Origin of the sequence: Geobacillus sp. WSUCF1 (assembly GCF_000422025.1) — a bacterium.
In the GTDB taxonomy this organism is placed as follows: Bacteria; Bacillota; Bacilli; order Bacillales; family Anoxybacillaceae; genus Geobacillus; species Geobacillus zalihae.
On record NZ_ATCO01000011.1, the window covers coordinates 1 to 10400 of the forward strand.

Annotated in this window: 8 protein-coding genes, 1 tRNA gene and 2 pseudogenes; 9 read left to right on the plus strand and 2 right to left on the minus strand. The window is 45.2% G+C overall.

Features of this window, described 5'->3' with window-relative positions; translation table 11 throughout:
- Positions 1 to 216: 216 nt before the first annotated feature.
- Positions 217 to 560 (minus strand): annotated as a pseudogene (locus tag I656_RS13920) (transposase); the annotation flags it as partial.
- A 167-nt stretch (positions 561 to 727) separates the two neighbouring features.
- Between I656_RS13920 and I656_RS18900 the strand changes: the two are divergent.
- From I656_RS18900 to I656_RS13895, 7 genes are all read left to right on the plus strand, one after another.
- The gene (locus I656_RS18900) at positions 728 to 1660 is read left to right on the plus strand and encodes a GAF domain-containing protein (protein WP_235048586.1); all 933 of its coding nucleotides are present in this window, start codon (positions 728 to 730) and stop codon (positions 1658 to 1660) included.
- Between the two features lie 34 nt (positions 1661 to 1694).
- Positions 1695 to 2570 carry a sigma-54-dependent Fis family transcriptional regulator gene (locus tag I656_RS18905; protein WP_235048587.1) on the plus strand — a complete coding sequence of 292 codons (876 nt, stop codon included), beginning with the start codon at positions 1695 to 1697 and terminating at the stop codon, positions 2568 to 2570.
- A 162-nt stretch (positions 2571 to 2732) separates the two neighbouring features.
- On the plus strand, positions 2733 to 3725 hold the full coding sequence (locus I656_RS13915; RefSeq protein WP_020753732.1) for a thiamine pyrophosphate-dependent dehydrogenase E1 component subunit alpha: 993 nt from the start codon (positions 2733 to 2735) through the stop codon (positions 3723 to 3725).
- Between the two features lie 28 nt (positions 3726 to 3753).
- Positions 3754 to 4788, plus strand: a complete 1035-nt coding sequence (locus I656_RS13910) for an alpha-ketoacid dehydrogenase subunit beta (RefSeq protein ID WP_020753733.1) — start codon at positions 3754 to 3756, stop codon at positions 4786 to 4788.
- A 168-nt stretch (positions 4789 to 4956) separates the two neighbouring features.
- Positions 4957 to 6141 (plus strand): dihydrolipoamide acetyltransferase family protein, encoded by a 1185-nt coding sequence (locus I656_RS13905; protein WP_020753734.1) that lies wholly within the window; start codon positions 4957 to 4959, stop codon positions 6139 to 6141.
- A gap of 79 nt (positions 6142 to 6220) precedes the next feature.
- Entirely contained in the window at positions 6221 to 7642 is a 1422-nt protein-coding gene (gene lpdA, locus I656_RS13900) for a dihydrolipoyl dehydrogenase (RefSeq protein ID WP_020753735.1), read from the plus strand.
- A 288-nt stretch (positions 7643 to 7930) separates the two neighbouring features.
- Entirely contained in the window at positions 7931 to 8989 is a 1059-nt protein-coding gene (locus tag I656_RS13895; protein WP_020753736.1) for a 2,3-butanediol dehydrogenase, read from the plus strand.
- A 45-nt stretch (positions 8990 to 9034) separates the two neighbouring features.
- On the opposite strand, the pseudogene I656_RS18910 reads toward I656_RS13895, so the two are convergent.
- Positions 9035 to 9242: pseudogene (locus I656_RS18910) on the minus strand (transposase); the annotation flags it as partial.
- A gap of 766 nt (positions 9243 to 10008) precedes the next feature.
- On the opposite strand from I656_RS18910, the gene I656_RS13890 reads away from it, so the two are divergent.
- Positions 10009 to 10230 carry a hypothetical protein gene (locus tag I656_RS13890; protein ID WP_223810899.1) on the plus strand — a complete coding sequence of 74 codons (222 nt, stop codon included), beginning with the start codon at positions 10009 to 10011 and terminating at the stop codon, positions 10228 to 10230.
- 21 nt (positions 10231 to 10251) lie between these two features.
- Positions 10252 to 10324, plus strand: a tRNA-Arg gene (locus tag I656_RS13885).
- The last annotated feature ends 76 nt before the right edge of the window (positions 10325 to 10400 follow it).

Sequence of the window (10400 nt, forward strand, 5' to 3'; positions counted from 1 at the left end):
ATGTTTGTCTTTAAAAGTCAAGTACATCTTTTGGTGACGAACCAATTTATGGATAATTTGACAATGTTCAACATTTTTTTGCAACGATTGGTACAATCGAATTGAATGAGATTTTTGTTGTAGGAACGAAAGAGGGGATGATCACCAGGGCAACGATTGCAAAGCGGATTTCGTGCCGGCATTGTTTGAAAAAGAAAACGACACAAATCTATGAAGTCCGCCATTGTTGGCGTACAGGTGTAGGAGTAGGGCACCTAGTAGCGAGGGCAGGTCAACGAATCCGGAGCACGGTGTTTCGCATTGGCGCGGCGCTCTATGGGCCGCGAAGGACGGACGTGCTGCGACTCGTAGTCTGCCAACAGCTTCCGGTAATCAAGGATTGCCGGCACACCGATGATCGGAAGGTCATCGACCTGGAGTTTCCGGTACGGTTTTTGGATGGGTTCGTCCAAGTCCTCGAGATTCAAGGATTTTCCCAATATCACACCCATCAAATACACAATGATTTGATATTGGGTCTTGATGATTTCGAGCAAATAGGCTAATAATTGAGGTAACAAAGCTTGTCACTCCTTTGTTTTGGCTGTTTGGTGTCGTTGCTTCATGATGGCCGAAAATAACGAGGGGTGGCCAGCTTTTTTCTTCCGACCGTTGAAATTCAAGGAGAAAGCGTGAGTATGGAGGATGAACTTTTGACAATACCTAACGATATGCCGGGGGGATGACGATGAATGTGATGGATCCATCGAAGCGGGAAATTTGGCGCCGGTTTGTCCAAGAGGGAACGTTAGATCAAGCGAGAATAAGCAAAAGAATTGAAGAGTCGTGGTATCTTTGCCGCCAGAAAAACGTGGATCCTTATGATGGGAAAGGGAAAATGTTTTTGACTGGCCGTTTATTGCTGGAAAGAAGGGAAAAAAATCAAAGGTTGCTCCGTTGTGCTGTTCCGATTTTGGAGAAGTTGCAACAATTATTTCAAGAAATTCCTGCGATTTTTCTCCTTATCGATCAAGAAGGGTATGTGTTGTGGGCTAAAGGACATCAACAGGCGATGAAAAAGGCGAAAGAAATCAATTTTTTAGAGGGAGTCAAATGGACGGAGGAGGAAGTCGGGACGAATGCCATTGGTACAGCCTTAAGGACGAGAGAACCGATTGCGGTTGTCGGACTCGATCACTATGCAGTTGCTTCCCAACAATGGGTTTGTTCCGCGGCTCCGATTTACGATGAAAACAAAGAGTTTCTTGGTATCATTGATATGTCCTACCCAATCTATCACGGTTTGTCCGACGCTCAAGACTATGTACTTGCCACGATTGTCGCCGCCTCCTACACCATTGAGCAGCAACTGCGAATCCAACAGAAAGAAAATCTATTGGAACTTTTCCGCCACGGTTTTCAAATGGAAGATTCGGCTTCTTACTCAGTTGTATGTGATGATCAAGAGAACATTGTGTGGGCCAATCATCGCTTGCGTTCATTCTGTTCCAGCATCATCGACCAGCCGTTGCAACAATTTTGCCAACGAACGTGGAAAGTCTTCTCCAAAGTTCCCATTTTTTCTTCAGTTTACGGTCATCTTATCGGCTATAAAGTAACTTTGCAAAAAGCACAAGACGAGGAGGCTTTTTTTTTGCTCCCTGCCATCATTCCGCTTTGACGGGGTGATTGGAACAAGTCCGTCTTTTGCTGCTGTGTTAAGAAGTTGTTCTAAAGTTGCGAAAACGGATGCAACGGTTTATCTCTCAGGGGAAACAGGGACAGGAAAAGAGTTGATTGCTCGGGCGATTCATCAAAACAGCCTGCGGAAGGATGGCCCATTTGTCGCCGTCAATTGCGGAGCGGTTCCGAAAGAGCTCATCGGGAGCGAATTGTTTGGGTATGTGGAAGGGGCGTTTACTGGCGCAAAGCGGACAGGGTATATGGGAAAATTTGTCCAAGCTCACGGTGGAACGCTTTTCCTAGACGAGATCGGTGAAATTCCACTAGAAATGCAAGTAGCTTTGTTAAGAGTGTTGCAAGAAAGAGAAGTCGTGCCAATTGGCGGAACCAAACCGATTTCTGTTGATGTTCGGGTCATCACAGCCACACACCGCGATTTGTATGAGTTGGTAAAGGAAGGGAAGTTGCGAGAAGATCTGTTTTATCGTTTGCATGTATATCCGATCAAGCTCCCAGCGTTAAGGGAGCGGAAAGAGGATATCCCGTTTTTTGTTGACTACTATTGCCGAAAAAACGGTTGGAATGTTTGTTTGCCTAATTCAGTGATGAACTTATTGATGGACTATTATTGGCCTGGGAACATCAGGGAATTATTTAATGTGTTGGAACGAATGAGAATTGAGTATGGAGAGGCAGTCCCCCCGATTTCTGGAATAAAGTCAATGCTTGTAGCGTTGAAGAACGACGAGAAGGGAAGAGGCGAGCTTACCTATCGGGAGCAGGTGGAAAAAGAACAAATGATGAACATGCTTGAAGAGACGAAAGGAAATATTAGCAAGATGGCGGAGCTATTAGGCATTTCTCGCAGCACGTGCTATCGCAAGCTGAAAAAGTACAAATTGATTTGAAATAAAACAAAATGACACAGATTGATGCAAAGGGGTAAAAAAGAGGGATATGAAGCATTTAAGAAAGCGCTTACAACAAGGGGGGTGTAAGCGCTTTTTTGTTGGCATGGAGTTTGCTTTAGATAAATAACGAAACTACTTAAAACAAAGGGAGGTTTCTGTATGGCTGTTGCTCGATCACAATCCATCGTTCTTACGAAAGAAAAGGCTAAATGGATGTATCAGAAAATGCAGGAAATTCGCCAATTTGAGGACAAGGTGCATGAAATTTTCAGCAGGGGAGTGCTGCCTGGTTTCGTTCATTTATATGCGGGGGAGGAGGCCGTGGCGGTAGGGGTTTGCGCCCATTTGACGGAAAAGGACTACATTACGAGCACCCATCGCGGACACGGACATTGCATCGCTAAAGAATGTGATGTCAACGGAATGATGGCTGAAATTTATGGGAAAGCGACGGGGTTGTGCAAAGGAAAAGGGGGATCGATGCATATCGCTGACGTTTCCAAGGGGATGCTTGGCGCGAATGGCATCGTTGGCGGAGGATTTCCTCTCGCTGTCGGAGCTGGACTGACGGCAAAACTAAAGAAAACAGGATCTGTCGCCGTTTGCTTCTTTGGAGACGGGGCAAACAACCATGGCACCTTCCATGAAGGAATTAATTTGGCGGCCATTTGGAAATTGCCGGTCATCTTTGTAGCCGAGAACAATGGATATGCGGAGTCGACTCCGTTTGAATATGCATCCAGTTGCCGAAACATTGCCGACCGTGCTGCGGCATACAACATTCCGGGGGAAGTTGTCGATGGCAAGGATGTCATCGCTGTATACGAGGCGGCAAAAAGAGCCATTGAACGAGCTCGCAACGGCGAGGGGCCGACCTTGATCGAATGCAAAACATATCGAAACTATGGGCATTTTGAGGGAGATGCACAAACATATAAGTCATTGGAAGAGAAGCAAAAACATTTGCAAGAGTTGGATGCCATTGTGAAGTTTCGCGAGTATCTCCTTGTCAATCAGTTATGTTCTGAACAAGAGCTCGCAGAGATCGAACAAAGCGTCGCCAAAGCGATTGAAAAAGCAGTGGAGTTTGCCGAAAACAGCCCGTTTCCGACGGAAGAAGATTTGTTGCGAGATGTCTATGTTTCTTATTAAAACAGAAACGGTTTAGGAGGGAAACAGAATGGCGAGAACGATTTCTTTCTCAGCGGCGCTGAACGAAGCGATGAGACTAGCCATGCGAAAAGATGAACATGTCATTTTGTTGGGCGAAGATGTTGCGGGAGGCGCAACAGTCGATCATTTACAAGACGACGAAGCTTGGGGAGGGGTCATGGGAGTCACGAAAGGGCTCGTGCAGGAATTCGGCAGGGAACGCGTATTAGATACGCCGATTGCCGAGGCCGGGTACATTGGAGCGGCGGTTACTGCGGCGGCAACGGGTTTAAGACCGATTGCGGAGTTGATGTTTAACGATTTTATCGGCAGTTGCTTAGATGAAGTAATGAACCAAGCGGCCAAACTTCGCTATATGTTCGGCGGAAAAGCGAAAGTGCCATTAACGATTCGGACGATGCATGGCGCTGGATTTCGGGCGGCGGCGCAGCACTCGCAAAGTTTGTACGCCCTTTTTACCCACATTCCAGGGTTGAAAGTTGTCGTTCCTTCCACTCCTGCCGACGCTAAGGGTCTTTTGCTTGCTTCGATTTTTGATGATGATCCTGTCATCTTTTTTGAAGATAAAACGCTCTATAACATGAAAGGAGAAGTGGAAGAAGGGTTTTATACGATCCCATTCGGAATAGCGGATATTAAAAGACAAGGCGATGATTTAACGATTGTCGCTATCGGCAAGCAAGTGCATACCGCCTTGAAGGCGGCAGCGATATTGCAGGAAAGAGGCGTTGAAGCAGAAGTAATTGATCCACGGACATTGTCCCCGCTTGATGAGAACACGATTCTGTCGTCTGTAGCGAAGACAGGACGGCTCATTGTTGTTGACGAGGCGAATCCTCGCTGCAGTGTCGCTGCTGATATTTCGGCTCTTGTAGCAGACAAAGGGTTTGACTATTTGGACGCGCCTATTAAAAGGATTACTGCTCCGCATTGCCCTGTGCCATTTTCACCGGCATTAGAGGATCTTTACTTGCCGACGCCGGAGAAGGTACTGCGTGCTGCGGCGGAAATTATAGGAGACGAAACGATTGTGCCAGTATAAATGATAGAGCGTGTTGCCTTGGTTGTACGCGGCAACACGCGTTCTTTGCATTGCATTTATTTGAAAAAGGGGGAGAGAAAACGTGGCCGTTGAGATTATTATGCCAAAGCTAGGAATGAGCATGGAAGAGGGAACGGTGTAGAGTGGCTGAAGAAAAAGGGAGATCCAGTGAAAAAGGGAGAATCGATCGTCGTCATTAGTTCTGACAAAATCGAAAAGGATATCGAAGCGCCGCAAGACGGAGTATTATTAGAAATTATTGTTCAACAAGATGAAACAGCGGAAGTAGGGAAAGTGATTGGTTACATCGGACAAGAAGGTGAAGTTTTGAAGGAAGCTGACCATGAATCGGTAGCAATCAGTATGAAAGAGGAAATCGAGGCAATATCCGAAACTATGTTACGGGTTTCTCCTGCTGCTCGAAAATTAGCACATGAAGCGGGAATAGATTTGCGTCGTGTTTCAGGTTCAGGACCAAAAGGGAGAATTACGAGAGCAGATGTAGAAAAGGCTATTCAAACTAGACAGGCGTCTTCACAACTAGAAAGCGAGGAGCAAAGGTTTACACAAATAAATAAGGAAGCCATCAACACATCAGAAAGTATAAACCTTAAGAAAAAAATGTCGGGACAAATAAGTGAGATGGCAATAGAACAAAAAGACGTTACGGTAAAACCGATAACAGGTATGCGGAAAGTCATTGCAACAAGAATGTTTGCAAGCCTTCATCAGACAGCTCAGCTGACCATTCATATGAAAGCAGATATTACAAAATTAATGGAAGTGAATGAAAATATTAAAAATGAATTGCGCGATGAGTCAACGATCAAATTCACGATTACTGATTTTATTGCTCGCGCAGTGATTTTATCACTGCGAACACATAAGCAAATGAACAGTCTTTATCAAGACGGACGTATTTATACGTATGATTCTGTTCATTTAGGAATTGCCGTTGCAGTGGAAAACGGCCTCGTTGTTCCAGTCATCCGCTATGCGGAGAAGCTTTCTTTAAAAGAAATTTCGCAAAAAATTAAGGAATTAAGTACCAGGGCAAGGGAGGGGGCATTAAGCAGTGAAGAAATGACAGGTTCGACGTTCACGATTACAAGTTTAGGAGCTTACGGTGTAGAGTTTTTCACACCAGTACTGAACCCTCCGGAAGTAGGGATTCTTGGGGTAGGGACTGCCGAAGATGTTCCTGTTTTGGTAGGAGACATTGTTGAAAAGAGAAAAAAATTACCGTTAAGCTTGACATTTGACCATCAAGTGATCGACGGAGCGCCTGCAAGTCAGTTCCTTGGTATGGTGAAGCATTATTTGGAGAATCCATATCAATTATTTTATTCATAATTTTGGGCGGCATGGCATGAGATATGGTGTTGAGAATGAAGCCGTTGGATGAGGAAATAGGAGATGGGAGAGTAGCGAAATGATAACTAGTGATTTTGCAATCGCAACGGAAACACTTATTGTTGGAGCAGGTCCGGGGGGATATGTAGCAGCCATCCGAGCCGCGCAATTAGGTCAAAAAGTAACAATTGTAGAAAAGGGAAAACTTGGTGGAGCATGCTTAAACGTAGGATGTATTCCATCCAAGGCCCTTATTTCGGCAAGTCATCGTTATGTGATGGCAAAACATTCTGAAAAAACGGGGGTTAAAGCGGAAAATGTCACGGTTGACTTTTCAAAAGTCCAAGAATGGAAAACCAGCATTGTAAAAAAATTGACCGATGGTGTTGAGGGACTGTTGAAAGGGAATAACGTCGAAATTGTCTATGGCGAAGCATATTTTGTGGATGCGAACACGGTGCGTATTATGGCAGAAAACCATGTACAAACATATGAATTTCAAAACGCGATTATTGCGACAGGCTCGAGGCCAGTTGAACTGCCTAATTTTCCATTTTCGAAGCGTGTTATTGATTCCACTGGCGCTTTGAACTTGCCGGAAATCCCGAAATCGCTTGTGGTGATCGGTGGCGGTTATATTGGTACGGAATTAGGGACGGCATATGCGAACTTCGGAACGAAAGTAATCATTGTAGAAAGCGCAGATGAAATTTTACCGGGATTCGAAAAACAAATGAGCGCGATTGTGAAACGGCGATTAAAGAAAAAAGGAGTCGATATTTTCACCAATGCTTTTGCCAAAGGGGTTGAGGAGCGTGAGGATGGTGTGACAGTGACATTTGAGGTAAAAGGGAAAACAAAAAAGGTTGCTGCCGACTACGTTCTAGTCACAGTAGGCCGATGTCCGAATACAGATAAAATTGGTATAGACAGAATCGGTGTGAAAATGAACGACCGCGGTTTCATTGAAATAGACAAACAATGTCGTACGAGCGTGCCGAATATTTATGCGATCGGTGATATCGTACAAGGGCCACCGCTGGCTTATAAAGCCTCTTATGAAGGAAAAATAGCTGCTGAAGCGATTGCGGGTTTTCAATCGCAAATCAGCTACTTAACTATGCCGATGGTTGTCTTTTCGGATCCGGAGTGCGCATCTGTCGGTTATTTTGAACAGCAAGCGAAAGAGAAAGGGATTGATGTAATGACAGCGATCTTCCCTTTTGCAGCTAACGGTCGAGCTCTTGTTTTAGATGAAACGGACGGGTTTATGAAGCTTGTTGTCCGCAAGGAAGACAACGTCGTTATTGGGGCACAAATTGTTGGTCCACACGCCTCAGACATGATTGCAGAGTTATGTCTTGTAATTGAAGCAGGTATGACAGCAGAAGATATCGTTGTAACGATTCATGCTCACCCAACATTGGGGGAAATAGCGATGGAAGCAGCTGAAGCAGTTCTTGGTACGCCTATCCATATCATAAATCGTAGAATGAGTTAATGAATGATACTTATGAATAAAATAAAGGTTCATCACCAAATTTTGTGATTTAGTGACAAAAAAGAGAAAGCACTGACGAGATCCTGGCAATAATGTTAGCGGTGAAATCAACACCGTCAAGAAAGCACTTGACTGTTTCCATTCTACCAACTTCAAGGTCTGTATACGGAAGAAGGATGTTGACTGATGAACCCATTTCATCCAGATAACATGTTTCTAGGATTGATTGGAAATCACAGAAAATGGTGAAGACTCAAAATAAATTATACGAGGAGTGTTTTAATATAGATGAAAGCGGCAAGATGGTATAATGCCAAAGATATTCGAGTCGAGGAAATTCCAGAGCCGAAAGTGGCGAAGGGGCAAGTGAAAATTAAAGTGGCGTACTGCGGGATTTGCGGGTCTGATTTGCACGAATACTTGGTCGGGCCGATTTTTATACCTGTAAGTGAACCACATCCGCTTTCAAAAGATAAAGCACCGATTGTGATGGGGCATGAATATGCAGGGGAGGTAGTAGAAATCGGTGAAGATGTGACAAATGTAAAAGTGGGCGACCGCGTGTGTGTAGAACCAATTTACAGTTGTGGTGAATGTGTCTCTTGTAAAAAAGGACATTACAATGTTTGTGGAAAATTGGGGTTTATAGGGCTATCTGGAGGGTATGGAGGATATGGGGAATACAGTGTTGTTCCTGTCAATATGGTGCATAAAATTCCCGAGCAAATGTCTTGGGAACAAGCGGCACTGGTTGAACCTACTGCAGTTGCTGTCCATGCTGTTCGTCAAAGCACGTTGAAAATTGGGGATACAGTTGCTGTATTTGGAACAGGCCCCATCGGTTTGCTTGTGATTCAGGCAGCAAGAGCGGCGGGTGCAAGTAAAATTATCGCAACAGAAGTTTCGCCTGAACGTCAAGAGTTTGCCAAAAAAATAGGAGCGGATATCGTCATCAATCCGCTAGAAAATGATGTTGTGAACGAAATCAAGCGCCATACAGATGGGTTAGGAGTAGATGTGTCATTTGAAGTTGCTGGAGTAAATTCAACGTTAAACACAGCAATTCAATCCACGAAAAGAGAGGGAAATGTAGTAAATATCAGCATTTGGGAAAATACAGCAAATATTCCATTGAACAATCTCATTTTGACAGAAAGACAAATGACAAGTATAATTGCGTACCGTAACATTTTTCCTAACGTCATTCAGCTAATTGCGAACGGTCAAATAAAAGCGTTGGACTTAGTCACCAAAATTATCAGTTTAGATGAAATCGTATCAGAAGGCTTTGAAGCACTAACAAAGAATAAAAATCAAATTAAAATTTTGGTTAATCCATTCTTATAATGAGCTGCAATAAAGGGGCAACTTGTGGCCGTTCGCGCACTTCTACGGGCGTTCTAGGGCGATGAACAGCCGCATCCGGCGCTGAAAAAACGGTAGATCACCAAGGACAAGGGAAGTAGACCGCCCAACACCCATCAACCCGTTCTAGTTTTTTGACATCAATCTCGTCGGTGAAGAAAGGCACTTTGAGAAATGAGCTCATTTCTACCGAGACTTGTGCTTTATACAACTTCAAGATTTCTCAGGCAGCCATCGTTGGACTTCCTATTTTCTCATGCCTGTTGGTCAAGATCGATGCTAGGCGCAACTGATAACAGCGTCTCCATCTCGGGTCTGTCCCTTTTTGTGGCCGCCCGCGCTGTTATGGTAAAATGGGTTGCTAGGCACAACTCCGTGAAACTGATTGATTTAGAAGAATTAGTAAACTTGCTTGTCCATTGGTACGAGAACATGCCCAGCGATGCGAGAGCGCTGCTTCCGCTGCAGAAAATGTATGTGCCTGAATAAAAGCCGTTTGGGGCCGATTTCCTAGTTGCTCGAGGTTTTCCCGATTAAGCGAGTTGATGTTTGTTGAGCCTTTATGCCAAGGCAGGGATTTCGTCGTATTGGCTTGGATGGAACACACAAGCGAAAAACGGAGAGCTTTCCCCAGCTCTCTGTTTTTCCTCCATGCAGGATTTCGGCCTTATGTTCACGAATGATATCCCTTATTGTTGGTTTCCTCCGTGAGGAACCGTCCTTTCCACGATGGGAACGATTCCGCCAAGGATGTTGATCATGGCAAACGGCCAACCGTTCGTTGTGCGGATGGCGCTCGTCGAGGACGCTGATCCAGTTGCGTGTGTTTGCAAGGGCGGTGGACGGAGAAGGTCGTCTTGCCTGCGATCAGGGAAGCAGCGGTTCAAGGCTGCGGCGAATCCCATCGCTTCGCGTTGCCGTGCAGACGGGGCGCCTCGTAAAAATGCGGGGGCAATGGCGGTGTGTGGTGATAAAGATGACATTTCTATGAGGGATGAGTGGTGTCAATCGTCACCTATACGTTCTATTCCATTGCGTCGGAACGAAGCGGGATTCGGCTGATCGATGCGGATTGGAGCGATCGGTGGGGATGGATCGTCGTGCAAAGAAGCCGTCGGCGGTTGAATTGCCGGGAACGAAAAGCGAACTTTGGAGAGATCGGGGGTGGAGTTCTCTATTTTGTTTGTCTATCAGCTATTGAATTTTTAGGCGCAGATGGATAGAATGAAAAAGGAGAGCCATATGGCCCCGTAGCTCAGTGGATAGAGCGTCGGTTTCCTAAACCGTGCGTCGGAGGTTCGAATCCTCTCGGGGCCGTTCCAATGATCCGACTAGTTCGGATGAACATTCGTAAACTCCTTGATACGACTGCGTTTGCAGTCGTTTTTCATTT

Coding starts and splice junctions, on each gene's coding strand:
- I656_RS18900 (WP_235048586.1), top strand. CDS start 728: ATGAATGTGATGGATCCATCGAAGCGGGAAATTTGGCGCCGGTTTGTC.
- I656_RS13915 (WP_020753732.1), top strand. CDS start 2,733: ATGGCTGTTGCTCGATCACAATCCATCGTTCTTACGAAAGAAAAGGCT.
- I656_RS13910 (WP_020753733.1), top strand. CDS start 3,754: ATGGCGAGAACGATTTCTTTCTCAGCGGCGCTGAACGAAGCGATGAGA.
- lpdA (WP_020753735.1), top strand. CDS start 6,221: ATGATAACTAGTGATTTTGCAATCGCAACGGAAACACTTATTGTTGGA.
- I656_RS13895 (WP_020753736.1), top strand. CDS start 7,931: ATGAAAGCGGCAAGATGGTATAATGCCAAAGATATTCGAGTCGAGGAA.